General features: G+C 65.7%; 25 protein-coding genes. 8 read left to right on the forward strand and 17 right to left on the reverse strand.

Features of this window, described 5'->3' with window-relative positions:
* Nucleotides 1–102: 102 nt before the first annotated feature.
* From mftG to mftA, 4 genes are all read right to left on the reverse strand, one after another.
* The gene (gene mftG / locus ABZ293_RS25595; RefSeq protein WP_355184557.1) at nucleotides 103–1,545 is read right to left on the reverse strand and encodes a mycofactocin system GMC family oxidoreductase MftG; all 1,443 of its coding nucleotides are present in this window, start codon (nucleotides 1,543–1,545) and stop codon (nucleotides 103–105) included.
* Nucleotides 1,546–1,589: 44 nt separating this feature from the next.
* Complete coding sequence (gene mftF / locus ABZ293_RS25600) at nucleotides 1,590–2,990, reverse strand: mycofactocin biosynthesis glycosyltransferase MftF (protein ID WP_355184559.1); 1,401 nt, start codon at nucleotides 2,988–2,990, stop codon at nucleotides 1,590–1,592.
* A 228-nt stretch (nucleotides 2,991–3,218) separates the two neighbouring features.
* Nucleotides 3,219–4,766, reverse strand: coding sequence for a mycofactocin radical SAM maturase (gene mftC, locus ABZ293_RS25605; RefSeq protein ID WP_355184561.1), 1,548 nt, complete (start codon nucleotides 4,764–4,766; stop codon nucleotides 3,219–3,221).
* Nucleotides 4,767–4,780: 14 nt separating this feature from the next.
* Complete coding sequence (gene mftA / locus ABZ293_RS25610; protein ID WP_354956351.1) at nucleotides 4,781–4,870, reverse strand: mycofactocin precursor MftA; 90 nt, start codon at nucleotides 4,868–4,870, stop codon at nucleotides 4,781–4,783.
* 475 nt (nucleotides 4,871–5,345) lie between these two features.
* Here mftA and mftR2 point away from each other — a divergent pair, with 475 nt between their 5' ends.
* Nucleotides 5,346–5,984 carry a mycofactocin system transcriptional regulator MftR2 gene (mftR2, locus tag ABZ293_RS25615; RefSeq protein ID WP_355184563.1) on the forward strand — a complete coding sequence of 213 codons (639 nt, stop codon included), beginning with the start codon at nucleotides 5,346–5,348 and terminating at the stop codon, nucleotides 5,982–5,984.
* A 127-nt stretch (nucleotides 5,985–6,111) separates the two neighbouring features.
* A complete protein-coding gene (locus ABZ293_RS25620; RefSeq protein ID WP_355184565.1) occupies nucleotides 6,112–7,167 on the forward strand; it encodes a ferredoxin--NADP reductase in 1,056 nt (351 codons plus the stop codon).
* A 14-nt stretch (nucleotides 7,168–7,181) separates the two neighbouring features.
* Here ABZ293_RS25620 and ABZ293_RS25625 read toward each other — a convergent pair whose 3' ends face one another.
* The 3 genes from ABZ293_RS25625 to ABZ293_RS25635 all read right to left on the reverse strand — a co-directional run bounded on the left by ABZ293_RS25625 (nucleotide 7,182) and on the right by ABZ293_RS25635 (nucleotide 10,000).
* The gene (locus ABZ293_RS25625) at nucleotides 7,182–7,916 is read right to left on the reverse strand and encodes a DNA alkylation repair protein (RefSeq protein ID WP_355184633.1); all 735 of its coding nucleotides are present in this window, start codon (nucleotides 7,914–7,916) and stop codon (nucleotides 7,182–7,184) included.
* Nucleotides 7,913–8,683 (reverse strand): aspartate/glutamate racemase family protein, encoded by a 771-nt coding sequence (locus ABZ293_RS25630; protein ID WP_355184567.1) that lies wholly within the window; start codon nucleotides 8,681–8,683, stop codon nucleotides 7,913–7,915. Before ABZ293_RS25630 ends, ABZ293_RS25625 begins: the two co-directional genes overlap by 4 nt.
* 117 nt (nucleotides 8,684–8,800) lie before the next feature.
* Nucleotides 8,801–10,000, reverse strand: coding sequence for an FAD-dependent oxidoreductase (locus ABZ293_RS25635; protein ID WP_355184569.1), 1,200 nt, complete (start codon nucleotides 9,998–10,000; stop codon nucleotides 8,801–8,803).
* Between the two features lie 232 nt (nucleotides 10,001–10,232).
* Here ABZ293_RS25635 and ABZ293_RS25640 point away from each other — a divergent pair, with 232 nt between their 5' ends.
* From ABZ293_RS25640 to ABZ293_RS25650, 3 genes are all read left to right on the forward strand, one after another.
* Complete coding sequence (locus tag ABZ293_RS25640) at nucleotides 10,233–10,589, forward strand: SPW repeat protein (RefSeq protein WP_355184571.1); 357 nt, start codon at nucleotides 10,233–10,235, stop codon at nucleotides 10,587–10,589.
* Between the two features lie 5 nt (nucleotides 10,590–10,594).
* Complete coding sequence (locus tag ABZ293_RS25645; protein ID WP_355184573.1) at nucleotides 10,595–11,218, forward strand: TetR/AcrR family transcriptional regulator; 624 nt, start codon at nucleotides 10,595–10,597, stop codon at nucleotides 11,216–11,218.
* Between the two features lie 148 nt (nucleotides 11,219–11,366).
* The gene (locus ABZ293_RS25650) at nucleotides 11,367–12,545 is read left to right on the forward strand and encodes a lipase family protein (RefSeq protein WP_355184635.1); all 1,179 of its coding nucleotides are present in this window, start codon (nucleotides 11,367–11,369) and stop codon (nucleotides 12,543–12,545) included.
* On the opposite strand, the gene ABZ293_RS25655 is transcribed toward ABZ293_RS25650, so the two are convergent.
* Nucleotides 12,542–13,351, reverse strand: coding sequence for an alpha/beta hydrolase (locus tag ABZ293_RS25655; RefSeq protein ID WP_355184575.1), 810 nt, complete (start codon nucleotides 13,349–13,351; stop codon nucleotides 12,542–12,544). The two genes, ABZ293_RS25650 and ABZ293_RS25655, sit on opposite strands and share 4 nt — an antisense overlap.
* Before the next feature lie 200 nt (nucleotides 13,352–13,551).
* Here ABZ293_RS25655 and ABZ293_RS25660 point away from each other — a divergent pair, with 200 nt between their 5' ends.
* Complete coding sequence (locus ABZ293_RS25660; protein ID WP_355184577.1) at nucleotides 13,552–14,190, forward strand: DUF4232 domain-containing protein; 639 nt, start codon at nucleotides 13,552–13,554, stop codon at nucleotides 14,188–14,190.
* A gap of 115 nt (nucleotides 14,191–14,305) precedes the next feature.
* Here ABZ293_RS25660 and tuf read toward each other — a convergent pair whose 3' ends face one another.
* From tuf to hppD, 7 genes are all read right to left on the reverse strand, one after another.
* Nucleotides 14,306–15,496, reverse strand: a complete 1,191-nt coding sequence (gene tuf / locus ABZ293_RS25665) for an elongation factor Tu (protein ID WP_354956311.1) — start codon at nucleotides 15,494–15,496, stop codon at nucleotides 14,306–14,308.
* A 147-nt stretch (nucleotides 15,497–15,643) separates the two neighbouring features.
* A complete protein-coding gene (gene fusA / locus ABZ293_RS25670) occupies nucleotides 15,644–17,746 on the reverse strand; it encodes an elongation factor G (RefSeq protein WP_355184579.1) in 2,103 nt (700 codons plus the stop codon).
* Nucleotides 17,747–17,886: 140 nt separating this feature from the next.
* Nucleotides 17,887–18,357, reverse strand: coding sequence for a 30S ribosomal protein S7 (gene rpsG / locus ABZ293_RS25675; protein WP_030525248.1), 471 nt, complete (start codon nucleotides 18,355–18,357; stop codon nucleotides 17,887–17,889).
* Between the two features lies 1 nt (nucleotide 18,358).
* Complete coding sequence (rpsL, locus tag ABZ293_RS25680; RefSeq protein ID WP_014353064.1) at nucleotides 18,359–18,733, reverse strand: 30S ribosomal protein S12; 375 nt, start codon at nucleotides 18,731–18,733, stop codon at nucleotides 18,359–18,361.
* Between the two features lie 295 nt (nucleotides 18,734–19,028).
* Complete coding sequence (locus ABZ293_RS25685; protein ID WP_355184581.1) at nucleotides 19,029–19,586, reverse strand: DUF3558 domain-containing protein; 558 nt, start codon at nucleotides 19,584–19,586, stop codon at nucleotides 19,029–19,031.
* An 11-nt stretch (nucleotides 19,587–19,597) separates the two neighbouring features.
* The gene (locus ABZ293_RS25690; RefSeq protein ID WP_354956318.1) at nucleotides 19,598–20,125 is read right to left on the reverse strand and encodes a DUF3558 domain-containing protein; all 528 of its coding nucleotides are present in this window, start codon (nucleotides 20,123–20,125) and stop codon (nucleotides 19,598–19,600) included.
* Nucleotides 20,126–20,196: 71 nt separating this feature from the next.
* Nucleotides 20,197–21,405 carry a 4-hydroxyphenylpyruvate dioxygenase gene (gene hppD, locus ABZ293_RS25695; protein WP_355184583.1) on the reverse strand — a complete coding sequence of 403 codons (1,209 nt, stop codon included), beginning with the start codon at nucleotides 21,403–21,405 and terminating at the stop codon, nucleotides 20,197–20,199.
* A gap of 158 nt (nucleotides 21,406–21,563) precedes the next feature.
* Here hppD and ABZ293_RS25700 point away from each other — a divergent pair, with 158 nt between their 5' ends.
* Together ABZ293_RS25700 and ABZ293_RS25705 are read left to right on the forward strand one after the other, a co-directional pair.
* Nucleotides 21,564–22,088, forward strand: coding sequence for an Lrp/AsnC ligand binding domain-containing protein (locus ABZ293_RS25700; protein WP_354956324.1), 525 nt, complete (start codon nucleotides 21,564–21,566; stop codon nucleotides 22,086–22,088).
* 45 nt (nucleotides 22,089–22,133) lie between these two features.
* Nucleotides 22,134–23,300 (forward strand): low temperature requirement protein A, encoded by a 1,167-nt coding sequence (locus ABZ293_RS25705; protein WP_355184585.1) that lies wholly within the window; start codon nucleotides 22,134–22,136, stop codon nucleotides 23,298–23,300.
* A 44-nt stretch (nucleotides 23,301–23,344) separates the two neighbouring features.
* Here the strand turns inward: ABZ293_RS25705 and ABZ293_RS25710 are convergent, their stop codons facing one another.
* Nucleotides 23,345–24,457 (reverse strand): winged helix DNA-binding domain-containing protein, encoded by a 1,113-nt coding sequence (locus tag ABZ293_RS25710; RefSeq protein ID WP_355184637.1) that lies wholly within the window; start codon nucleotides 24,455–24,457, stop codon nucleotides 23,345–23,347.
* A complete protein-coding gene (locus ABZ293_RS25715; protein WP_355184587.1) occupies nucleotides 24,457–25,431 on the reverse strand; it encodes an NADPH:quinone oxidoreductase family protein in 975 nt (324 codons plus the stop codon). Before ABZ293_RS25715 ends, ABZ293_RS25710 begins: the two co-directional genes overlap by 1 nt.
* Between the last annotated feature and the right edge of the window lie 50 nt (nucleotides 25,432–25,481).

The following is a 25,481-nucleotide window of genomic DNA, read 5'->3' on the forward strand; positions in this document are numbered from 1 at the left end:
ACCGGCGTGCATTACCAGACAAAGGCGGTTGTCTTGGTTTGTCCGCCAGCTCACATCCCGTTCAAACCTCGTGCAAATGTGACCTACCCGTCTTTCAGATCCTTAGGTGAGATATTCGCTGATGCGTTCGGCGATCATTACCGTCGTCGCCTTCGGACCGCGGCTCAGCGGTACCGGCACGACGGAAAGATCCACCACGGATAACCCGGTCGTGCCATGCACTCGGCACCGCTCGTCGACCACCGCGCGTTCGTCGTCCGCACCGCCCATTCGGCAGGTTCCCGACAGATGTTGCGAGGTAGCCAGATTCGCTCGCAGCCACGCATCGGCGGGTTCCGGTTTCGATTCCGGCGCGCGCACCATCGGGATTCCGTGCAATACCTCGACCGCCATGGTCACCGCTTCTCGCAATCGAATCCGATCGGCGTCCGCCGATAAGTAGCGGAAATCGATGAGCGGCGCGATGGTGGGATCGGTGGAACGCAGCCGGAGCACCCCTTCGGATCGCGGACGCATGAGCGCAACACCTAAACGATGGATATACGGGGTAAACGATACGGTGTACGGACGGATTTCGACATCGTCGAGTTCCAGCACATATTCCAGCGGGATACCGACGCCGCTCGCCAACGCTGGATCACCGCGATAGTCGATACCGATCTCGGGATGATCACTGAACCACGCGCCGACCGGCGCGGGATGCAGCACCGGAACATCCAGCGCCCGTAGCTGTCCCGGATCACCGATACCGGAGCGCAGCAACAGCGCGGCAGATTCGATGGCGCCCGCACACAGCACGATGCGATCGGCCGCGAGCGTGCCCGCCCTGCCGTCGTGCAAATAGTCGACGCCGACGGCACGGGTGCCGTGAAAGCGGATGCGAGTCACCAGCATCGCGCCGGTGACGGTGAGGTTCGGTCGGTCGAGCGCGGGTGCCAGATACGCCGTCCCGGTGTCGACCCGCCTGCCGTGCTCGATATTGCACGGCACCGGTCCCCAGCCTTCGGCCGGACCCGCGCCGGGCAGCGCGTTCAGGTCGGGAATCGCGGCAAGGCCGAGTGCCGCACAGACCGAGGCGAATTCGCGACTCAGCGGGGTCGGCGCGGCGGTGCGGCGCACCGGTATCGGCCCGGTCGTGCCGTGCCCCGGCCGGTCGCCGTAATCGAGATCGCGCTCGAGGCGGCGATAGGCGGGCAGCACCGCGTCGAAGGACCAGCTCGCCGAGCCGCCCAGCTCCTTGCTCCACGCCGTGAAGTCGGCCGCCGTCGCACGCACGAAGTAGCCGCCGTTGATCGCGCCCGATCCACCGATCACCCTGCCGCGCACAATATTTCCGGCAACATCGTCGGCCAGGTCGACGGGATAGCGCCACACCAAGGTCGATTCGGGGCCGATCGGCATCCGGGTCGCGTCGAGCAGTTGCGCCGCATCGATCGACACCGGACCGGCCTCGACCAGCCGCACACTATGGTCCGGATCCTCGCTCAGCCTGGCCGCCAGGACGCATCCGGCCGTGCCACCACCGACGATCAGCGTATCGACCATCTCTACATCAGCTCATCAGGTGGCACAGCCATTACACGTTCGATTCAGTTCCGAGGCGTACTCGGCTTGAGCGACTCCAGGCTGCGGGCGCGGAATGCGCCCAGCCACAGGCCGGTTCCGTACGCGATATCGTCCATCCGCTTGTAGGCCACATAGCGGAACGGGTCGAGGCCGCCCGCATCGCGATGGGTGAACCAGTCGGCGAAGCCGTCCGCGACCGCCATGGTGACCGCGATGCGCCGGACCCGCCGCGACAGCATCATCGCCACCATGGTGACGGGCCAATAGTGTCGGCACATCGCCGAGGCCAGTCGCCAGATTCCCGCGAAGTAGCCGCGCGCCAGATAGATCGCCGCGATCCGCGTTGGGTTGTCCAATCCGGTGAAGACCCGGCGTAGTCGGGCCAGCGCGGTCACCATGGTGATCAGTCCGCCGAGCAGTCCCCACTTCGTCAGCGTGGCGAACAGTATGGTCGCCACCGCCGTCCACAACGGCATTGCCAGCGGCGTCACCATGCCCGGATGCCGCTCGCCGAGCGGTGCGGCGCCGGTGCCGTAGAAGAGCTTGCGACCGAACCAGGCGCGGAACGAGATTCGACTATCGTGCGCCACATGTGCTGCGGGCTCATAGCGCAGCCGCCAGCCCGCCTGCTCCAGCCGCCAGCACAGATCGACATCCTCGGCCACCTGCATCGACTCGTCGAATCCGCCCCCGGCCAGCAACGCCCTGCGGCGTACCAGCAGCGCGGCGCTCGGCACGTACGACACCAGCCCGCGCGACTGCACGGCCGATTCGCGCCGACCGAGATCGAGTGAGGAGCGGGTGTGCTCATAGCGCGCCAGCGCATTCGACTCCGGATCGAGTGTGACGATCCGGGGCGCGACCAGCGCCACCTCCGGATCGCTGAAATGCCCGAGCATCACCTCGAGCCAGCCGCTGCGCGGGACCACGTCGGAGTCCAGGAAGGCGACGAAGTCGGTTGTCGCGGCCCGCAATCCGGCATTGCGCGCGGCGGCCGGGCCCTGTCTGCGGTCGTGGCGCAGTACCGTCACCCGGCAGCGGGTGCCACGGTTGCGCGGGATCTGCACGGGCTGATCCGAACCGTCGTCGACGACGATCACGTTGTGCCCGCGCAGGGCCGCGAGGAGTCGGGCCAGGCCGTCGGCATTGTTGTGCAGCGGCACGATCACGGTCACGTCGTCGAGCGCGGGCAGCAACTGGGGACGCGGATTACCGACACCGGAGTCGAGCAGCCGTCTGGCAACAACGGCGGACTTCGGGCCGGTGACCTCGAGGTACCCGTCGCCGATCATCTCGGCGGCCTCCGGGGCAAGTCGCAGCAACCGGGCGGGCGAACCCCCGATCAAGATGCGCCCCCCGGAGTATGCGCGTACCCGTGGATCGATCCGCACCCCGAATCCATCGGGCAGGCGATCATGGCGCATTCCTGGCATGCTAGGCGGAGATTCGCGCATTGGCATCATCAGTCCGGAAAAAAGGACGGAATTCCGCACGAATGCGCCCGCGGGGCGGGATATCTCCCGACACGGCTTTCCGGCGGGTCGCGCGCGACTCGCCGAAGACATTCGGCAACATTCCGGCAATCATCGAATTGCCACTCGATAGCCATCGTCGATTGATCGTGCAGCACATAACTGGCTACCGGTTCGGAATCATGTCAGTGGACTCTCGTCGCAGGCGCGCGCGGGTCGCCGCTCCGGTGATATGCGTTCAGCGGCGGGGCGAGATACCGACAGTGTCAGCGGAATCGGGCCCGACTTACGCGATCCCGGTCGGCTCGGCGCGGACCGGCGCGAGTGGTCGACCGACGAGCGCGGGATCATCCGTCCGGCGTCGGCCAGCGCCGCCTCGCCGTAGCCCTGCACGCACTCCGGGTCCGGCCCATCCGCGGGCAGTCCGGTGAAGAACTTCGCCGCCATACAACCGCCGCGGCAGGCGTCGTAGTGGGCGCAGCCGGAGCACGCACCGCCATCGGTGGGCTCGCGCAGTTCGGCGAAGAGTTCCGATTCCTGCCACACGGTGCGGAAACCGCCGTCCGCCACCACATTTCCGGCATGGAACCTGTCGTGAATCGCGAAGGGGCAGGCATACACGTCGCCGACCGGATCCACCAGGCAGACCACCCGGCCCGCACCGCACATATTCAGACCGGGCAGCGCCTGGCCGAATGCGGACAGATGGAAGAACGAATCGCCGGTGAGCACGCCTTCGCCATTGCACACCAGCCAGTCATAGAGCACCCGTTGCTGTTCCGGAAGCGGATGCAGTTCGTCCCAGACATCCGCACCCCGACCCGATGGCCGCAGCCGCGTCAAACGCAGTGTGGCGCCGTACCTATCGGCAATCGCCTTGAACTCGTCGAGCTGGGCGATATTGTGCCGGGTCGCGACCACCGAGAGTTTCGCATCGGTGAATCCCGCCGCCGCCAGATTCTCCAACGCCCGGATCGCCATGGCATAGGACCCCGGTCCGCGCACTGCATCGTTGACCTCGGCGTCGGCGCCGTCCAACGAAATCTGTACGTCCACATAGTCACTGGCGGCCAGGCGCGCGGCCACCTCGGGTGTGATGCGAACTCCGTTGGTGGAGAACTTCACTCCGACATGGTGCGCGGTCGCATAGTCGACCAGCTCCCAGAAGTCCTGGCGCACAGTGGGTTCGCCGCCGCCGATATTCACATAGAAGATCTGCATGCGCTCGAACTCGTCGATCAACGCCTTGCACTGTTCGGTGCTCAGCTCGCGCGGATCGCGGCGGCCGGAGGAGGACAGGCAGTGCACACAGGACAGATTGCAGGCGTAGGTCAGCTCCCACGTCAGGCAGATCGGTGCGGCCAAACCGGTTTCGAACTTATCGATCAGCCGCCCGCCCGTGGCAGCTCGCGGCAGCCCGGTGTGCGACAGCGGTGCGGGCATCGGCGTGGGCACACTGCCCGGCGCGGCCTGCCTGATCATGTCCGAATCGGCCAACTGCGCCAAGGCGCGCACATACGGTCCGGCGAGGTCGTCCGAGACGCCCGCCGCCCGCAGTGCCGCACGGGCCGAGACATGCGCGGGCAGCGAGCGGACGATCTCGAGGATCCGTCGACTCTTCAGAAAGGAGAGTTTGCGCGTGCCGAAGTGGTAGAGCAGCGCACCGAACGACTCCGGCCGCAGCGCCACCCGCGGATGCGGCTCCCATCGGGTATCGAGATCGAGCATGGTCCTACCGCCGGTCAGTAGACGCCGCACATACCGTCGATGGAGACCTCTTCGATGAGGGTCTCCTCGATCAGCGGCGCCTCCTCGATCGACCTGGATTCGATCGTCGCGATCCGCCCGGTGTTGTCGGTATCGGTGTGTCCGATGGATCCGTGCTCCGGCATGCCTACCTCCGAGATGCGACCAGTTACCACGGCCACGGGTGCGGCCGTGCTCACACGATAACGTCACGAGCTGACAAAATGGAACACGTTTCAGTATGTGAATTACACCAGCGCCGTATCGCCGCCGCCGCGACCCCACATGTCGCCGCAGGTCCGCCTCCCCACACACGCCGACCGAGCGGCGACCGCGCGCTCTAGACTGCGGGTGGCAAGCAGCTGAACAGGACGTGACGGGCGACATCGCCCGCAGTGGTAGAGGTGGCATGGGAGTCGGACGAATGCAGACGAGCGGGGGCGGCTACACCCCGCGGTGCGAGCTCGAGGCCCGGAGGCAGCAGCTTGCGTAACCAGGTAGGGCCCGGGAGCGCCGCAAATAGGACCCCGCGGTGCGAGCCCGAGGACCGGAGGCGGGAGCTTGCGTAACCACGGAGGGCCCGGGAGCGCCGCAAATAGGACACTGTCGGAATCCGAGATCGTCGAGGCCGCGCTGCGCGTGGTCCGCGAGGACGGCGTGGAGAAATTGTCGATGCGTCGACTCTCCCGCGAACTCGGAGTTTCACCGATGGCGCCGTATTACTACGTCGCCGATAAACGCGAGCTGCTCGACCTCGTCGCGAGCGCGGCACTGACCGGAGTTCGCAAGCCGGCGCCCGATTCCGGGCCGTGGCAGCACCGGCTGCGCGATCTGATCGACCAGATCGACGACAAGCTGCGCAAACATCCCGGACTCGGCGATGTGCTGATCGAGCAGATGCTCGGCAAACAGCTCGATCTGATCGCCGCCATTATGGAGATCCTGTTCGAGGCGGGTTTCAATGACCGCAATGTGCTGGCCGCGTACGCGACGATCCACACCTACCTGTTCGGCCGCCGGCGGGTGAATCCGCGCGACCGGTCGCCGCTGTCGGAGGTGGCACTGCCGGAGGCGGTGGAGCGGGCCACCAAATACATGGCGGACCTGCGTGGGAAGTACGCCTACGACTTCGGCGTCGAGGTGCTGATCGACGGTCTGCAGGCCCAGCTTGTCCGTCAGCCCGGTCCCGACGTACGATGAAACTGAAACACGTTCTAGTTTTGGTTGTGTTCGAGAGGACGAGAACCGTGAGCGAGCGCAGCGAGCGAGCCATACACACAGCACCCTCGGTGGTCATGACGGAGCCGAGCGCCAGCGAGGCGCAGTCGTGACCACCGTCGAAGTTCCACACGGTTCGCGTTCGGTCGTGCTGCGGGTATCCGCAGTCATCGCCGAAACGGCCGACACCTGTTCGCTGGTCTTCGACGTGCCCGACGAACTGCGCGAACGTTTCGAATACCAGCCGGGGCAGTTCCTCACCCTGCGCATCCCGAGCGACCTCACCGGCTCGGTGGCACGCTGCTATTCACTGGCCAGCTCACCGCACACCGACGACCAGCCGAAGGTGACCGTCAAGCGCACCGTGGGCGGCTACGGATCGAATTGGGTCTGCGACAACGTCAAAGCGGGCGATCAGCTCGAAGTACTGCCGCCATCGGGCGTCTTCACGCCGAAGAACCTCGACGACGATCTGCTGCTGTTCGGCGCCGGCAGCGGCATCACGCCGGTGATGTCCATCCTGAAATCGGCGCTGGCGCGCGGGAACGGCCGAGTTGTGCTGGTGTACGCCAATCGTGATCACGAATCGGTGATCTTCGCTGGTGAGCTGCGCGAATTGGCCGAGAAGCATCCGCAGCGGCTCATTGTGATCCACTGGCTGGAGCACCTGCAGGGGCTGCCGACCGCGGACGGTCTGGCCGCGCTGGTCGCGCCGTACGCGGGCTACCACGCCTACATGTGTGGGCCGAAGCCGTTCATGGACCGGGTGCACGACGCGCTGGCCCGACTCGATGTGCCGCGTTCGCGCACGCACGCCGAGGTGTTCAATTCCCTTGCGGGAGACCCGTTCGCGGATCAGGCACCGGTCGAGGTGACCGACGAGGAGGCCGCCGACGCGGCCACCGTCGAGGTCGAACTCGATGGCGAGGTGCATGAGCTGAAGTGGCCGCGCAAGCAGACCCTGGTCGACATCATGCTGTCGAAGGGCCTGGATGTGCCGTATTCCTGCCAGGAAGGCGAATGCGGTTCCTGCGCGTGCACGGTGCTCGAGGGCAAGGTCGAAATGGACAATGCCGAGATCCTCGATCCCGAGGATATCGAGAACGGCTATATCCTCGGCTGCCAGGCGCATCCGGTCACCGACCACCTGCGCATCCAATTCTGATCCGGCGCAACCGGTTACAGTCCGCGGTAGTGGACGCGGAGGGCGGGATCCAGGCGCTCGGTCGCATAGCTCAGTGCGGTGCGGCCCATATCGGCCGCATGCTTGTCGAGGAAGCCGGTCAGCAGTCGCTCGTCGACGCGCTTGCCGACCTCGCGCAGCATCCAGCCGAGCGCCTTCTGGATCAGATCGCGGCGATCGTCGAGGAGATGTTCGCAGAGTTCGAAGGTGGTCGAGGCATCGCCCGCCTTGATGAAGGCGAAGCTCGACAGCAGCGCCACCCGGCGCTCCCAGAGCGAGTCCGCGCGCGCGAGTTCGAAGAGCAGGTCGCGTGGCCGATCGAGCAGCCAGGGGCCGATGACGTTCTCGGCGGAGACGTCGACCAGATCCCAGTTGTTCACCCGGCCCCGGCGCACCGCGGCGAGATAGAGCTCGACCATCGCCGCCTGCCCGTCGGTATCGAGCGTGCGCGGCTTGCGCGCCGCGGCGAATCTGGCATTGAGGATGACCAGCGCGGCCAGCCGGTCCTCGTGCACGGCACTGTCCAGCAGCGCATCGATCTCGTCGAGTGGAAGTGCCGCAAAGCGTTTCGCGATCGATCGGGTGACGGGCACCCGCACACCGAGGAAGACATCGCCTTCGCCGTACTCACCGGGCCCGGTCTTGAAGAACCGCGCCAGCTGGCTGGCATCGGCGGGATCGGCGACCTCGGCCAGCGCCGCATGCACCGCGGCGGCGGTCAGTTGGGTCAGCACTGCAGCCCCTGCGCCCCCAGGATCCGACCCGATTCGAAAGCCGCTGCGCTGACCGGCAATTCGCCCGGCCGACCGCTGTTGAGCACCCGCACCGCACCATTGCCGGTGGTCGGCTTGCCGAGCGCATCCATCCGCCGAATCGTCTGTGCCGCAACGGCTTGCGCGCTGTCGAAGAGCCGAACGCCATCGGGCAGTGCGGCGACAATGGCATCGATGACCAGCGGGTAGTGGGTGCATCCGAGCACCACCCCCTCGACATCGGCCGGCGTCTGTTCGGCCGCGCGCGCAATCGAATCGCGGGCCGCGACCAGGTCGCCGCGATCGATCGAATCCGCCAAACCGTGACAGGCGATGCCGACCACCTTCGCATCACCGCCGAAGCGGGCGATCAGATCCGCCTGATACCGACTGGCAGTGGTGGCCGCGGTCGCCCACACCGCGACCGACTTGCACACCGCCGCAGCCGGTTTGATCGCCGGAACGGTGCCGATCACCGGGACGCCGGGCCCGACCTCAGCACGCACCTGGTCCAGCGCGGTGACGCTGGCCGTATTGCACGGCAGCACGATCACCTCCGCCCCGAGGCGAACCGAACTCCGCGCGGCGTCGACCACCCGGTCGGTCACCCACTGCTCGGGTTTGGGTCCCCACGGCGCGCCATCCGGATCCAACCGCAGCAGCAGGTCGACATCCGGCCGCAGCTTGCGCAGCCAGGCGGCCGTGGGCAGCAACCCCAGCCCGGAATCGATGAGCGCGACGATCACTCGACCACCGTATTACAGCGGACCATCACGCCCTACTCGGCCGCCGGGCTGGTTGTGTAGAGCGCCCGGACGAGCAATCGCTACGACAGATCCTTTCGAGCGACCCGCGAGCAATCGCTAGGGTGTGGCCGCGAGCAGATCCGCGATCGGCGCATTCGCGGCGATCTTCGCGCGGGCCTTCATCACCTGGCCGGTCATGCCCGCGCCGACCACACCGGTCAGGTTGCCGTGCTGGGAGTAGTAGGCGAGGAATTTGCGGCCGTCGTCGGCGACGATGTGGATATCGTCGGTGGCGCTCGGGGTGCCGAGGGCCTGGATCTTCACGTCGTACTGATCGCTCCAGAAGTACGGCACCCGCGCCGCGGTCGGCGGTTCGGCGCCGAGTAGCGCGCAGGCCAGCAGCTTGGCCTGTTCACCCGCATTGGTCCAATGCTCGACGCGCTTGCGCAAGCCGGTCTCGTGCCGCCAGGCGGCCACATCGCCGACCGCCCACACCCCATCGACCGAGGTGCGGCCCACCTCGTCGGCGAGTACGCCGCCACCGGCCATGGGCTCGGCGAGCTCGATACCGGAATCGGCGAGCCATTCGGTCACCGGACGCGATCCGACGCCGATGACCACCAGATCGGCGGATACCTCACTGCCATCGGAGAGCACGGCGCCACGCACCCGCTCGGCATCGTCGGCGAGGAAGGTGTCCAGGCCGGTCTCGCAGCGCAGGTCGACACCCTCGGCCCGATGCATGCGGGCCACCAGCGCGCCGATCTGTGCGCCGAGCACCGAGGCCAGCGGCGTCGGCTGCGGTTCGATCAGGACGACCTCTACACCGCTGGCCCGGAAGCTCGCCGCGAGTTCACAGCCGATGAATCCGGCCCCGACCACCAGCGCCGTACCCGCGCCGGACAATTCGGCGCGCAGCGCGGCGGCATCGGCATGTCCGCGCAGTACGTGCACGCCCCGCAGATCCGGTAGTCCGGGCAGGCGGCGCGGACGCAGACCGGTCGCGATGATCAGCTGGTCATAGTCGAGCGTGCCGCCACCGGCCAGACGCACCTGGCGCGCGGCGGTATCCACGCCGACCGCCTCGGTATCGAGCCGCAGGTCGATCTGCTTCTCGTCGAAGAATTCGGCGGGCCGCAGGGTGGTGTCGTCGGTCTCGCCGCGCACGAACTGCTTGGACAGCGGCGGGCGGTCGTAAGGCAGCCGCGACTCCTCGCCGATGAGGATCAGTTCGCCCTCGTATCCCGCGCGACGCAACTCCTCGGCGGTGCGCAGCCCGGCGAGACCGGCTCCGACGATCACAATCGGCCGGTTCATGCGGCCTTCCCTTCATTAGCGCCGAACCGGCGCCGGGTCGAGTTGGCATCCGTTACTGAGGGTGACACGAAGCTCACCCTAACCTTTGCTTGGTTGCAAACCACAGCGAGGGCCGCCACACCAGATCACCAACCGATCGGTGCGCAATCGTATCCATATTTATATTGATCGGGCGGTCAATCAGAGTTAGATCGAAGTGCGGAGAACAATTCAGAGCCTGAGGAGGCACACCATGTTCACCGAAAGTCGCGCGCAGGATTTCCTGGCCGTTGTGCTGGGCATCTTTACCGCGCTGTCACCCCTGTGGGTGAACACGAACGACAACGGCATGTGGTCGTTGATCGTCCTGGGCGTGCTCATCGCCCTCACCGGCCTGACGCAGATGTACCGGGCGACCCTGGCGGCCGCCGACTATGCGATGGGCCTGTTCGGCGCATTGCTGTTCATATCGCCATGGGCGATGGACTACACCGGCTACCGCGGCGCATCCTGGACCGCATGGGTAGTGGGCGTGGTGACGGTGGCGGTCGCGGTGGCGGCGCTGCCGACGGTATCGGGTCGGCTGCACGATATGGCGCCGCATCACTGATGCAGATGCCGAAACCCCGGCGAGGCGGGCGGCGCCGTAGCGCGAAAGTCGACGGCGACGCCCGTCAGCTTATTCTCGATGCCTCGGAAAAACTGTTCGCGGCACAGGGATTCGACGCGACCGCGACCGCGGCCATCGCCGAGGCTGCCGGTGTCCCCAAGGGCCTGGTCTTCTACTACTTCCCCACCAAGGATTCGATCCTGTCCACACTGATGGCCGAGCGGGTGCCCGCGGAGCCGATCGGCGATATCGGCACGGTGGTCGCACCGGGCGATCCGGCGGCCAGCCTGGTCAATCTCGATGCCGCGCTGAATCTGCGCGATCACCATTCCTCGGTGCTACGCGTCATCATGTGGCGCGAGGCCGATACCCATCCCGATGTCCGCCGCCAATTGCGCCGCCTGCGCGATCAACTACTCGATACCACCGCCCGGGTGCTGCAGGCCAGCGCGCCCGTTCCGGTTCAGCCCGGCACGCTGCGTGCCTGCGCGGCCGCGTGGGTTTCGGCCATGTTCGCCATTGCCAGCAGCGATCGGCTGCACGCCCTCGACGGGGTGCCGCTGCCGACGGCGGATGAGATCTTCAATGTCGCGCGGGTCGTCGCGGCGGGCATGACGCAGCTCGGTTGAGCATGCTTTTTATTCTTTCGACTGGATAACTGAAGCGCGCCTTTACCGATGTCATCCGGGGCGCGTGATAGACCTTCGGCTTGTGCAGATCAATCGAACCCTTCGAGATCTGACCGGTCTCGCGACGCGCGCATTGATCGTCTGCCTCATGGTCGGCGCCTCGACGACATTTCTGGGCGGCACCGAAGCCCACGCCACACCGATTTACCCGACCCCGGATCCGGACCCCTTCTATGCGGCACCACCGGATCTGGCGAATAAGCGACCGGGTGAGGTGCTCGCGACGCGACCGATGCCGCCACTGCTGGTTTTTCCGGAAACCACGGTCACACAGATCAAATTCCGTTCGAACAATTCCGCCGGACAGCCGATCGCGGCGACGACACTAATGCTGACGCCGCGCTCGCACCGCCCCGATGGACCGGTTCTGTCCTATCAGCACATCATCAACGGCCTCGGCATGCAGTGCACGGTGTCGCGCGTGCTCTACACCTCCGATCCGGCTCTCCAGCTGCGCGAGGCGGTGCTGCTGAACGCGCTGCTGTTCGCTGGCTGGAGCATCGCACTGCCCGACCATCTCGGGCCGAACTCCGCCTATGGCGCGGCCCGGCTCGGCGGCCAGATCACCCTGGACGGCATTCGCGCCATTCGCCGAGTTCCCGAACTCGAAATAGCGAACAGCAGAATCGCGATGGCGGGCTATTCCGGCGGCGGCATGGCCACCGCATTCGCCGCCGCGATGGCGCCGAGGTACGCGCCCGAACTGGATATCGCGGGCGCCGCGATCGGCGGCGTACCGATGAACCTGGTGAAAATGGTGGAGTGGGTCAACACCGATCCGCATCCGGCATTCGGCCTGTTGATGGCGGCCGGTATCGGGCTGGAACGGGAGTACCCGTACCGTTTTCCGATCAGCGACTACCTGAATCAACGCGGGTTGGAAGCACGCACCGCGATAGCCAACGCCTGCACCAACGAAATCCTCTACATCGGCGCCGGGCACAGCGCCCGCGATTACGCACGGAATATGACCCTGGCCGATGATCGGAATGCCAGGGCGGTGGTCGAGGAGAACAGTCTGGAACTCTTCGACGGCATCCCGAATATCCCGATTTTCGAATGGCATTCGCCGAGCGATCCGCTCATTCCGGTCGACGCGATCCTCAATGTCGACCGGCGGTATTGCGCTGCGGGTGTCGCGCTGCAAGCCGAACTCACCTACTCCCCCGAACATCTGAGCGCCGCCGTACTCGGGATACCCGCGGTGCTCTTCTGGCTCGACGCCCGCTTGCGCGGCGACCCGGCCCCGAACAACTGCGAAAACTAGTCCGCCAGGAAGGCGACGACATCGGGAACGAAGCGCTTCACGACCCCGATGTGGGTGGTGTGCGGGTAGATGATCAAGCGCGAGTTCGGGATTCCGTCCGCGGTGCGGCGGAAGGTTTCCGTGCTGTAGCCGCCATCGCTGTCGCCACCAAGGACCAGGGTCGGTGCGGTGATATCGCTGAGCCGACCCGTGAGGTCGAAGGCGTCCTCGGCACGGATGAAGGCCAGGGTGTCGGCGGGATTCCGCGGGCGCGCGAGAGGATCGGCCAACCACATGCCCGCGGCGGCGAGGCGCTGCACGACCGGTGATTTGAAGGCGACCGCAGCCATATGGTGCAGTCCGCGCTTGCCCGCATAGGCCGCCTCGCCGTAGCGCAGCTGCGCCGTGCGCGTGGCGTTTTCCAGGGTGTAGCCCGACGAGGCGATGATCAGTCGCCGAACGGCGGCGGGGTGGTCCGCCGCGAGCTGTAGGGCCAGCGATCCCCCCGAGGAGACGCCGACAATATCGACGGGCTCGCCGAATTCGTCGTGCAATGCCCGCGCATGTTCGGCGGCGATATCGGCCATCGTGGTGCCCTCGGCCATACCGGGCGCGCGGTTTACCGCGTATACCCGGAAATGTGCCGCGAGCGGGGCCAATGTCCTGATCTCGGACTGTCGCAACCATCCGGTCGGATTGGCGTGATCGGGGGTGAACCACCGCAGGAAGACCAGCGGACGTCCGGATCCGAGTGCGAGATACGGCATGCCGTGCGTCCACGTCCCCTCGGTGACATCGAGTGCGGTGGCCAGGGCCGAACTACTCATGCTTCCTCCGATCAACCGGTCTTACCTCTTCGCTCGACGTTAGCGCCGAGCCATGCCGACCCGCGATAACCTCGGAGGTCATGGGTTCGAGTACCCATTCGGAAGGGTTCGGCTACCGCACCGGCGCGAAGTTTCGCCACAAGTTCGCGTATGCGATGCGTTGTAGTCCTAGTTGCGCACCTGGCGGTTACCGTTGGAATATGCGCCTGATAGCAGCGGCCGCCCTGGTGGCGGCGTTGCCGATGGCCGCCTGCGAGAGTTCATCGCCCGCGCCATCGGCCAGCATGATCACCCGGCCCGCTGTTGCGGTAACTCCGCATACGCCGATTCCCGAACCATCGGTTCCCGCGGCATCGGTGCCCGGAGCGACAACGCCCGCAACCACCGGCCCGCCGACCGACGCGCAGCCCCTGGGCGCACCGTACTGTGCCGCCACGGATGTCGCACTATCGCTGGAGAATGCGGGCGGGGCGGCGGGGAGTATCTACGCCCCGATCGATTTCACGAATATCACCGCGCGCGCCTGCGCGCTCTTCGGCTATCCAGCAGTGTCACTTGCCGTCGGAGATCCGCCACTGTCGATCGGCCCCGCAGGCGAGCAGACCACCGACGGCGAGCCGCAACAGGTCATCCTCGGCCCCGGCGCGGTCGCGCATGCGACAGTGCGATACACACAGGCGGGAAACTTTGACTGCGAGCACGCTCCGGCCGAATATCTGCTGATCTATCCACCGAACCAGACCGCCGCGGTAACTCTCCCATTCGACGTCGACGTCTGCGTGCAGCCCCCTATAGCGCTACTGCACGTCGATTATGTGAAGCCGGGCACGGCAAACTGAAACCCCGTGCGGCACAACACTTTTCGATGCAACGGCGTCCGCGCTCCAGGAGCGGGAAACGCCGAACGGCGCCGCCCCTTTCGGAGCGACGCCGTTCGATAAGCGATTCAGTGAATCACTTGACGATCTTCGTGACGCGACCGGCGCCGACGGTGCGGCCACCCTCGCGGATCGCGAAGCGCAGACCCTCGTCCATGGCGACCGGCTGGATCAGCTTGACGGTCATCTCGGTGTTGTCACCGGGCATGACCATCTCGGTGCCCTCGGGCAGCGTCACAACGCCCGTCACGTCCGTGGTACGGAAGTAGAACTGCGGACGGTAGTTGTTGAAGAACGGGGTGTGGCGGCCGCCCTCGTCCTTGGACAGGATGTAGGCCTGACCCTCGAACTCGGTGTGCGGGGTGGTGGTGCCCGGCTTCACGACAACCTGGCCACGCTCGACATCTTCGCGCTTGATACCACGAACCAGCAGACCGACGTTGTCACCGGCCTGGCCCTGGTCGAGCAGCTTGCGGAACATCTCGATACCGGTGACGGTGGTCTTGGTGCTCTTCTCGCGGATGCCGACGATCTCGACTTCCTCGTTCACGTTGATGATGCCGCGCTCGACACGACCGGTGACGACGGTGCCACGACCGGTGATCGTGAAGACGTCCTCGACCGGCATCAGGAACGGCTTGTCGGTCTCACGAACCGGGTCCGGGATGGACTCGTCGACCGCGTTCATCAGCTCGACGATCGCCTCGGTCCACTTCGGGTCGCCCTCGAGCGCCTTCAGACCGGAAACCCGCACGACCGGCGCGTCCTCGTCGAACTCCTGGGCGGCCAGCAGTTCGCGGACCTCCATCTCGACGAGCTCGAGGATCTCCTCATCGTCGACCATGTCCGACTTGTTCAGCGCGACCAGGATGTAGGGCACGCCGACCTGACGGGCGAGCAGCACGTGCTCACGGGTCTGCGGCATCGGGCCGTCGGTGGCGGCGACCACGAGGATGGCACCGTCCATCTGCGCCGCACCGGTGATCATGTTCTTGATGTAGTCGGCGTGACCCGGCGCGTCGACGTGAGCGTAGTGGCGCTTCTCCGTCTGGTACTCGACGTGGGAGATGTTGATCGTGATACCACGAGCCTTCTCCTCCGGCGCCTTGTCGATCTGATCGAACGCGAACGCCGCGTTCAGATCCGGGTACTTGTCAGCCAGCACCTTGGTGATCGCTGCGGTCAGCGTGGTCTTGCCGTGGTCGACGTGACCGATGGTGCCGATGTTGACGTGCGGCTTCGTCCGCTCGAACTTCGCCTTCGCCACTTGGTGTCCTCCTGGACTTGTTGGTGCGTGCAGTTGCAGCAGTGCGGTTTACATATTGGGGGTCGTGCTGACTCCCGGCTGATCGGGGCAAGTCTTGCACCTGCCCCGATCGTGCAGGCGCGGAGCCTGCGGAGTGCCCGAAGACACCTACTCGCCGGTCGCCTTGGCGATGATCTCCTTCGACACGTTGGCCGGAACCTCCGCGTACGAATCGAACACCATGGAGTAGTTCGCCCGGCCCTGGGTCTTCGACCGCAGATCGCCGATGTAACCGAACATCTCCGAGAGCGGAACCAGCGCCTTGACGACACGGGCACCACTGCGTTCCTCCATGGCCTGGATCTGGCCACGGCGGGAATTCAGGTCGCCGATCACATCGCCCATGTAGTCCTCGGGCGTGATGACCTCGACCGCCATCAGCGGTTCGAGGATCACCGGACCGGCCTTACGGGCCGCTTCCTTCAGGGCCTGCGAGCCAGCGATCTTGAAGGCCATTTCCGACGAGTCGACGTCGTGGTAAGCGCCGTCGAGCAGCGTGACCTTCAGGTTCACCAGCGGGTAGCCCGCGAGCACACCGTACTGCATGGCATCCTGCGCGCCCGCGTCCACCGAAGGGATGTATTCGCGGGGCACGCGGCCACCGGAGACCTTGTTCTCGAACTCGTAGGTCGCGCCGTCCTCGCCGACGAACGGCTCGAGGGCGATGATGACCTTCGCGAACTGGCCGGAGCCACCGGTCTGCTTCTTGTGGGTGAACTCGAGCTTCTCGACCTTCTTGGTGATCGTCTCGCGGTAGGCCACCTGCGGCTTACCGACGTTCGCCTCGACCTTGAACTCGCGGCGCATGCGGTCGACGAGGATGTCGAGGTGCAGCTCGCCCATGCCGCCGATGACGGTCTGACCGGTCTCCTGGTCCAGCTTGACCGAGAAGGTCGGGTCCTCTTCCGAGAGGCGCTGGATCGCGGTGCCCAGCTTCTCCTGGTCGGACTTGGTCTTCGGCTCGATCGAGACCTCGATGACCGGGTCCGGGAAGGTCATGGACTCGAGCACGATCTGGTTCTGCGGATCGCACAGGGTGTCACCGGTGGTGGTGTCCTTCAGGCCGATGACCGCGTAGATGTGGCCCGCGACGGCCTCGGTGACCGGGTTCTCCTTGTTGGAGTGCATCTGGAACAGCTTGCCCAGGCGCTCCTTCTTGCCCTTGGTCGAGTTGATGACCTGGGCACCGGAGTCGACCTTGCCCGAGTACACGCGCACGTAGGTCAGCTTGCCGAAGAAGGGGTGCACGGCGATCTTGAAGGCGAGACCGGCGAACGGCTCAGCAGTGCTGGCGTCACGGTGGATGACCTCGTCTTCCTTGCCCGGCACGTGACCGTCGGTGCCACCGTCGTCCAGCGGGGTCGGCAGGTAGTCGATCACGGCGTCGAGCATGGGCTGCACGCCCTTGTTCTTGAACGCCGAACCACACAGGACCGGGTAGAGCTCGGAGTTGACCGTCATCTTGCGGATGGCGCCCTTGATCTCCTCGATCGAGAGCTCCTCACCGCCGAAGAACTTCTCCAGCAGCGCCTCGTCCGACTCGGCGACGGTCTCGAGCAGTTCCTGGCGGTACTGCTCGGCCTTCTCCGCGAGATCGGCCGGGATCTCTTCGATCTCGTACTTCTCGCCGAGCTTGGTCTCGCCCTTCCAGACCTTGGCGTTCATCTCGACCAGGTCGACGATGCCCTCGAAGGTGTCCTCAGCGCCGATCGGCAGCTGGATGACCAACGGCTTGGCACCGAGGCGGTCCTTGATGGTCTGCACGGTGAAGTAGAAGTCCGCACCGAGCTTGTCCATCTTGTTGACGAAGCAGATCCGAGGCACGTCGTACTTATCGGCCTGACGCCACACCTGCTCGGACTGCGGCTCGACGCCTTCCTTGCCGTCGAACACCGCAACGGCGCCGTCGAGCACGCGCAGCGACCGCTCCACCTCGACGGTGAAGTCGACGTGCCCGGGGGTGTCGATGATGTTGATCTGGTTGTCGTTCCAGAAGCATGTGGTGGCCGCGGAGGTGATGGTGATACCACGCTCCTGCTCCTGCTCCATCCAGTCCATGGTGGCGGCGCCATCGTGGACTTCACCGATCTTGTAGGTGATGCCGGTGTAGAAGAGGATGCGTTCAGTTGTGGTCGTCTTGCCCGCATCAATGTGGGCCATGATGCCGATGTTGCGGACCTTGTTCAGGTCGGTGAGCACGTCCTGTGCCACGGAAATCTTCCCCGCTCGTAGCTAGATGGGATTTTCGGGGACGACCCTGTGGTCGTCTCTATGTCAACGCCGGAAGCGGCAGGTTAGTGCCGCGTTCCGACTGTGCCTCCCGACCCAGAAAACGACGGGCCGGGCAGACGTCACCAGCGGTAGTGCGCGAAGGCCCGGTTGGACTCGGCCATCTTGTGGGTGTCCTCACGGCGCTTCACCGAAGCACCGAGACCGTTGCTGGCGTCGAGCAGTTCGTTGGCGAGGCGCTCGATCATGGTCTTCTCGCGGCGCGCGCGGGAGTAGTTGACCAGCCAGCGCAGCGCAAGGGTGTTGGAGCGGCCGGGACGAACCTCGACCGGGACCTGGTAGGTGGCGCCACCTACGCGGCGGGGCTTCACCTCCAGGGCAGGCTTGACGTTGTCGAGCGCGCGCTTGAGGGTGACGACCGGATCGGTGCCGGTCTTCTCGCGCGCCTGCTCCAGCGCGCCGTAGACGATGCGCTCGGCGGTGGACTTCTTGCCGTCCAGCAGGATCTTGTTGACCAGCTGAGTAACCAGCGGCGAACCGTAGACCGGGTCGTTGATCAGCGGACGCTTGGGTGCGGGGCCCTTGCGTGGCATATCAGCTCTTCTCCTTCTTGGCGCCGTAACGGCTGCGGGCCTGCTTGCGGTTCTTCACACCCTGGGTGTCGAGCGAGCCGCGGATGATCTTGTAGCGAACACCGGGGAGGTCCTTCACACGACCGCCGCGAACGAGCACCATCGAGTGCTCCTGCAGGTTGTGGCCCTCACCCGGGATGTAGGCCGTGACCTCGACCGCGCTGGTCAGGCGAACACGCGCGACCTTGCGCAGCGCGGAGTTCGGCTTCTTCGGGGTGGTGGTGTACACGCGGGTGCACACGCCACGACGCTGCGGGCTCCCCTTGAGGGCCGCGGTCTTGGTCTTGGCGACCTTGTCGCGACGACCCTTGCGGACCAGCTGGTTGATGGTTGGCATAGACCGGCTTTCCTTAATTAGTTAACGCGGTGTCTGGAACTTCATGTCTGTGTCATCGAGTCTTCACCCGCACGTCCGACCGCGTTTCTCGCGTCCCGAGGTCGGGCGTGTCGCACGCAAGACATAGTCCGAATTCCGGGCACGCCGGAAAGGTCGGCCGCTCTCGCTGGCCTACGTTTGCGCACGAACTTGCCCGCATGCTTCCGGGCACAGCGATCCACGATACCCGTGGCCTCGACACATGGTCAAAGTGGGGTCGGTCGGCGCGGCCGAAAGGCCACTATCACCGGCCGGGCTACCTGGCCAGATTCAGGGTCAGCTCGACCAATTTCTGGGCGCCGGCACACGGATCGGGATGGCCGCCCGGTCGATAGTTGATCCACCAGCCGATGATGCCGGTATCGGCGGCGCCCGCACTCACCCCGCACGAGTCGGGATCGTTCGGACGCGTCGTCTTCAGACCGCGCCGCCCCTGCACGGTGATGTTCTCGGTGTTGTAGCCCAGCTTGTCGTTATTGGACTTCTCGTTATTCAGTGAGCCTTCCTCGTACCAGTTGAGGGTGACCATGGCCGAGCCGCCGGGTGCATCCTCGACATCCCACATGCAGACCGCGCCGTTGAACGACGACGAGACGATCTGCGCATTGCCCACCGCCGAACCGATCTGGTCGAGCCCGACCACCTCGCATTCGCGCAGCAGCTTGTCGAAATTGGTATTGACGGTGGTGGCTCCGCTGCCGCCCGCCGGATGCGCCGAACCGTTGACGGTCTTACCGCAGCCACCGGCGGTCAGCGCGACCGCGCATACCGTGGCGGCGACGGCCGCGATCCGGAGGCCCGGACGTGAACTCATCTGTGCTCCCCTCACTGCAACCGCTGCACGGTCAACTCGGCCAGCTTGCGGGTCCGGTCACACGGATTGCCCTGACTGGAGAACAGTCCGTAGGACATCGACCATTCGAAGAAGTCGTCATCGAGTTGCACCGCGAGATCGCAGACCGCACCGCTGGGGTCGAGCGCCTGGAATCCTTTGCGACCGCCGACATCGATGGTCTCCGGATTGCGACCGACATTGGAGACCCAGGCCTTCTCGCGATCGATCGGGCTACCCCGATACGACGCGAAAGTGACACTCGGCGAAGCGAGTCCGGCGGCCTGGAAGTTACAGCCGACCGAGTTCCGATACACCCGCGCAAGCTGGGTCAGTCCGGCGATATCGCGGACCTCTTGTTCGGTGACATGGCCACATTCACCGACGAACGGGCCGAGCGCGGCGACCTTCGGCGGCGGACGCAACGGGGCGTTGGAGGAATCGGAGTCACCGTCCGAGCCGCAGGCCGCTAGCGTCAATGCCAAGGCCAGACCGGTGACGATCGCCGACGGGATCCGCATGCCGTGAACAATACCGGCGGAACCCGGGGTGCAGCCCGCTGTGCGGTGCGGGCTGCACCGACCGGGCTGGTTCAGAGGTTGCCCCGGGCGGCCTGTTCGCGTTCGATCGCCTGGAACAGGGCCTTGAAGTTGCCCTTGCCGAAGCCGAGGGAGCCGTGGCGTTCGATCAGTTCGAAGAAGACGGTGGGGCGGTCGGTGAGCGGTTTGGTGAATATCTGCAGGAGATAGCCGTCCTCGTCGCGGTCGACCAGGATGCCGCGGCTTTGCAGTTCGCGCACCGGGACGCGGACATGGCCGATGCGGGCGCGCAGTTCGGGATCGGAGTAGTAGGTGTCGGGTGTTTCGAGGAATTCGATGCCCTCGCGGCGCAATACGTCGACGCATTCGAGAATGTCGCTGGTGGCCAGTGCGATGTGCTGTACGCCGGGGCCGCGATAGAACTCGAGGTATTCGTCGATCTGGGAACGCTTCTTACCCACCGCGGGTTCGTTGAGCGGGAACTTCACCCGGTGATTGCCATTGGCCACCACCTTGCTCATGAGCGCCGAGTACTCGGTGGCGATATCGTCGCCGACGAATTCGGCCATATTCGTGAAACCCATGACCCGGCGGTAGAACTCGACCCACTCGTCCATCATGCCCAGCTCGACGTTGCCGACGACATGGTCGATGGCCTGGAACAGCCGGGTTGGCGTGCCGGGGCGCGGCTGATGGCCGGAGCGGCGGGCGATATATCCGGGCAGATACGGCCCGTGGTACCCGGAGCGGTCGATCAGTGTGTGCCTGGTCTCACCGTAGGTGGCCAGTGCCGCCGACCGAACGGTGCCGAATTCGTCTGTGTCGTCATGTGGTTCGGCGAGAATCGTCGCGCCGTGGGTGCGCGCCCATTCGATGCAGCGGTCCACATCCGGCACCTCCAGCGCGATATCGACGATGCCGTCGCCGTGCCGGTCGTGGTGGGCGACCAGCGGGCTGTCCGGTGCGACCGCTCCGGTGATGACGAATCTGGCCGCGCCGCTGCGCAGCACATAGGCCTTGTGATCGCGGTTGCCGGTCTCCGGGCCCGAGTAGGCCTCCAGCCGCATGCCGAAGGCGGACTCCAGGAAGTGGGCGGTCTGGGTCGCGTTGCCGACCACCCAGACCAGTGCGTCCCAGCCGATGACCGGGAACGGATCGACGGCGTCATCGTGATCGACCAGCCCGACGAGCCGGCGCAGCTCAACGTCGGTGGGCAGCGGGCCGCTGTGTCGCTGGGAGTTCGGCAGGTGCTCGATGGTCATGATCCAAGGAAATCGCCGCCTCTGCGGATAGGCAACATCATCGATTTTCGGTAGACACTGTGGTGAATTCGGCTAGGAACCCACCCCTGATGCTGGACAATTTGAATAGCATCAGAGCGACCCGCACCACGCCGGTCGCGCCCCGAACGGAGGCCGTCATGTCGCGCACGCCCGCGAAACTGGATGAACTCGATCTCGCCATCCTCACCGCGATGCACGAGTATCAGAAGGCGGGCATTCTCGAACTGTCCCGGCGCACCCGGGTCGCGCGGGCCACCGTCCAGTCGCGCATCGGACGGATGGAGGAGTCGGGCGTCATCGCCTCCTATGATCCGCAGATCGATGTCACCGCAGCGGGTTTCGATGTGCAGGCCTTCGTCACGCTGGAGATCGCACAGGGCGCGCTGGATGCCGTGGCGGCCGAACTCGATGCGATTCCAGGGGTTTTGGAGGCATACGCGACCACGGGCTCGGGCGATGTGCTGTGCCGGATCGGCGCGGATTCGCATGCCGGGCTGCAGGCGGTGCTGTTGAGTATCGACCGGACGAGTTCGGTGGTGCGTTCGCACAGCGTGATCGTGCTGTCGACGGTCATCGCGCACCGGACGCTGCCACTATTGCGCACGCTGACACCGACCGGGACCACCAAAGCGCCCGCCTACCGGGACAACCCGGAGCGCTGAACCCATCTAGGCTCGTATTCCCGTGTCACCGAGTACGAGATTCCGATGAGCGAGCCTGCCGAATCCAACACCGCCACACCCCATGCCCGCGCCACCTGGGCCGAGTTGTTCTTCGATCTGGTCCTGGTCTTCGCGGTCACCCAGACCGCGCATGTGCTGGGCCAGCACACCTCGATCGCCACCCTCGGCCACGCCCTGGTCCTGCTCGCCCCGCTGTGGTGGGGCTGGGTCGGCGTCACCATTCTGGTGAATACCGTCGAGGAGACCAATGCCCAACGTCTCGTGCTGTTCGGCTGTGGGCTGTTCATCTACTTGATGGCGGTGGCGGCGCCCGCGGCACTGGACCAACCACGCGGGGCCGCAATGGTTTTCGCGGGCGCGCATCTGCTTTTGCGCATCGTGCTGTTCATCGCCGTCACCCGCACGCACGGCTTCGAGACCACCATCAATCCGTTCAGCATCGGATTGGTCACCGCGATAGCGATCTTCGCGAGCGCGCCGCTGCCGGAACATACCCGCATCTGGGTCTGGACCGGGGCGCTCATCGTGCAGTTGGGCGCACCGCTGCTGTACGGCAGGGCCGTGCGCAACCGGGCGATCGGGGTCTCGCATCTGGTGGAGCGGTTCGGCCTGTTCATCATTATCGCGCTGGGTGAATCGGTGGTCGACGCGGGCGCGCAGGCCGCATCGACCGACCTCGATCCGCAGGTGGTGACCACGCTGGTGCTGGCCTTCCTGGTGGGCGCAGGGCTGTGGTGGATCTATTTCCATCGCTCGGCGCGATTGCTCGAGCACGCGCTGACGACCATGCCCGCGCCCGGGTTGATCGTGCGAGATGTGCTGAGCTATGGGCATTTGGGGCTGGTGGCCGGACTGGTCGCGGTGGCGGTCGGGCTGGGTCATGCGGTGGCCGATCCCGGTCACATCGCGCACGGTGTTGCCGCCGCACTGGCACCGGGCGGCGCTGCGCTGTTCCTCATGGCGCTGGTGGTGAATCGGTGGCGAATGCTGGGCAATGTGGCCACGACCCGCATTGCGGCGGCACTGGGTTTGATCGTCGTCGCGCTGGTGTCGTCGATGCTGCCCGCCATCGCCGTGGTCGGACTCACCGCGGCGGTGTTGATGGCAACCGATATCGCCGAGCAGATGGTGGCCGGACCCGGTCAACCGTTGCCGGTGGTCCGGGTGCGACGGCAACCGCGCTCGATGTAGCGCCGGGCAGGTAGGCGCAGTCAGCGCCGTCCCGGCCGACCTCGTCAGGGTCGCAAATCGGCGCCCACATCGAGGATTTCGACGCTCGGCTGCTTATCCGCCTCCAGGAATCCGACCAGCGCATGGGCCTCGGCATCCACCGCTGCGCGCTCCGCGGCCGTCCACTTCCTGGTCGGCGTTATGCGCAGTCGGGCGACGCCCTTCGCCAGGAAGATCTTGTAGAAACCCGCGAGGAAGCCATCGACCAGTACCGGTGAAACCGCGGCGGCGAATGCCCGCAGCGGCGGCGCCGCGCCATCGGGCACGATTCGGGACCGATCCTGATGGGACAGGATCGCGTTGTCGTACCAGCCGAGCAGCCGGACCGGAGCGGGCACATCCGCATCGGCGAGTTCGCCGTCGGCGACGTCGTAGAGGGTGCGGCCGCGTTCGTCGGTGTAGGTGCGCAGGCGATCGCCGAGTTGTGTCACGGCGGCCTTCATACCGGTCAGCTTCGACCAGGCCTGCATATCCATGGTGCTGGCCGGGCCGAAGGCGCGCAGATAGCGAAAGACCAACTCCGCCAGTGGATAGCTCGGATCCAGCGGTGCGCCGAGCCAGGGTTCGACACGCGACCACACCGGCCTGCTGTTGTCCTTCCACTTGCCGCGCGGCGGGGTCTGCAGCACGGGCAATTGGTACAGCCAGGTCTGCAGCACCGCACCCGCATCGCGATCCGGGTAGATCGCCGCGGCCTTGGCGCGCAGATCGGCCGCCGACATCGGCTCATCGCCCATCGCCGCCTCGCCGTGTTCGCGCACCTCATCCGGATCCAACCCGACCATTGCGCCGTAGTTGAAACCCTTCCGGAAGGGCACCTTTTCGAGTTCCGGCTGAATATGCGGCGCAATACGCAGCGCGTCCGGCGGCGTCACCAGATGAATTGTGCCGCGCATCAATGTGATCCGTACCAGCCAGCGGTCCTCCAGCCCGGCCGAAACCGTCGCCGGATCGAAATCCGCTATGCGACTCCACAATCCGACGAACGGCGGCGGCGAATCCTGCGCCTGCAGCCCGACCAGATGCTCACACATCTCGAACACATTCAGCGTCGAACGCTCCAGCAGATGCTGACGCGCGAGCAAGGTCCGATTCAATACCCGATTGGACAGCATTATCAGCGCAGGGTGACGACGACCTTGCCGGTTGCCGTGCGATTGTCTAAAGAGGCGACGGCCTCGGCGGCGCGCTCCAACGGGTAGAGCACGGGCTCCGGCGGGGTGATCTTGCCGGAGGCCAGCAGGGGCTCGACTTCGGCCCACTGTTCGGTCAGGTAGCCCGGATGGGTCATGATCCATTCGCCCCAGGCCGCACCGGCCACCTCGACGTTCTTCAGCAGCAGTCGATTCACTTTGACCGTGGGGATCTCCCCAGCGGTGAAGCCGACCACCAGCAGGCGACCCGCCGAGGCCAGGCTGCGGATGCTGTCGGTGAACCGGTCGCCGCCGACCGGATCGAGCACGATATCCACACCGCGACCACCGGTGAGTTCCTTGACCGCGGCGAGCCAGCCGTCGGTCAGCACCACATCGGTGGCGCCATTGGCGCGCGCGACCGCCGCCTTCTCCTCGGTGCTCACCACCGCGATGACCCGGCCCGCACCCAGCGCCGCCGCCATGCGCAGCGTCGAGGTGCCGATGCCACCGGCCGCACCGTGCACGAGCACGGTCTCCCCCTCGGCCAGTCTGCCGCGGTTGCGCAGGCAGAAGTGCACGGTCAGATCGTTGAACAGGATCCCGGCCCCGGCCTCCAGCGATACGTTGTCCGGCAGGCGGAACACCATCTGCGCCGGTACGACCGCGACCTCGGCCATGGCATTGCCGAGCAGCGTCAGCGCGACCACCCGGTCGCCCGCCACGACGTGCGCGCCCTCCGGGGCCTCGCGCACGATCCCGGAGATTTCACCGCCGACGACGAACGGCAACTCCGGCTTCATCTGGTACAGACCGCGTGTCATCAGCACATCGGGAAACGCCACCCCGGCCGCGTGCACGTCGATGACCACACTGCCGGGATATGCCGCGGGTTCGGCAATCTCGACGACCTCGACCGCTTCCGGCCCCTCCAGCTTGCTGACCTGGGCTGCGCGCATATGCCGACCTCTCTGTCCACTCGGCGACACTCAGACCATCACCGACGCCG

Source organism: Nocardia sp. NPDC005998 (assembly GCF_040614395.1).
Taxonomy (GTDB): domain Bacteria; phylum Actinomycetota; class Actinomycetes; order Mycobacteriales; family Mycobacteriaceae; genus Nocardia.

Coding starts and splice junctions, on each gene's coding strand:
- ABZ293_RS25635 (WP_355184569.1), bottom strand. CDS start 10,000: ATGAACCGGCCGATTGTGATCGTCGGAGCCGGTCTCGCCGGGCTGCGC.
- ABZ293_RS25685 (WP_355184581.1), bottom strand. CDS start 19,586: ATGAGTTCACGTCCGGGCCTCCGGATCGCGGCCGTCGCCGCCACGGTA.
- mftF (WP_355184559.1), bottom strand. CDS start 2,990: ATGCGCCATGATCGCCTGCCCGATGGATTCGGGGTGCGGATCGATCCA.
- mftC (WP_355184561.1), bottom strand. CDS start 4,766: ATGCTCGATCTCGATACCCGATGGGAGCCGCATCCGCGGGTGGCGCTG.
- ABZ293_RS25660 (WP_355184577.1), top strand. CDS start 13,552: ATGCGCCTGATAGCAGCGGCCGCCCTGGTGGCGGCGTTGCCGATGGCC.
- ABZ293_RS25640 (WP_355184571.1), top strand. CDS start 10,233: ATGTTCACCGAAAGTCGCGCGCAGGATTTCCTGGCCGTTGTGCTGGGC.
- hppD (WP_355184583.1), bottom strand. CDS start 21,405: ATGACCATCGAGCACCTGCCGAACTCCCAGCGACACAGCGGCCCGCTG.
- ABZ293_RS25715 (WP_355184587.1), bottom strand. CDS start 25,431: ATGCGCGCAGCCCAGGTCAGCAAGCTGGAGGGGCCGGAAGCGGTCGAG.
- rpsG (WP_030525248.1), bottom strand. CDS start 18,357: ATGCCACGCAAGGGCCCCGCACCCAAGCGTCCGCTGATCAACGACCCG.
- ABZ293_RS25690 (WP_354956318.1), bottom strand. CDS start 20,125: ATGCGGATCCCGTCGGCGATCGTCACCGGTCTGGCCTTGGCATTGACG.
- ABZ293_RS25650 (WP_355184635.1), top strand. CDS start 11,367: ATGGTCGGCGCCTCGACGACATTTCTGGGCGGCACCGAAGCCCACGCC.
- ABZ293_RS25645 (WP_355184573.1), top strand. CDS start 10,595: ATGCCGAAACCCCGGCGAGGCGGGCGGCGCCGTAGCGCGAAAGTCGAC.
- ABZ293_RS25705 (WP_355184585.1), top strand. CDS start 22,134: ATGAGCGAGCCTGCCGAATCCAACACCGCCACACCCCATGCCCGCGCC.
- ABZ293_RS25655 (WP_355184575.1), bottom strand. CDS start 13,351: ATGAGTAGTTCGGCCCTGGCCACCGCACTCGATGTCACCGAGGGGACG.
- ABZ293_RS25700 (WP_354956324.1), top strand. CDS start 21,564: ATGTCGCGCACGCCCGCGAAACTGGATGAACTCGATCTCGCCATCCTC.
- mftG (WP_355184557.1), bottom strand. CDS start 1,545: ATGGTCGATACGCTGATCGTCGGTGGTGGCACGGCCGGATGCGTCCTG.
- rpsL (WP_014353064.1), bottom strand. CDS start 18,733: ATGCCAACCATCAACCAGCTGGTCCGCAAGGGTCGTCGCGACAAGGTC.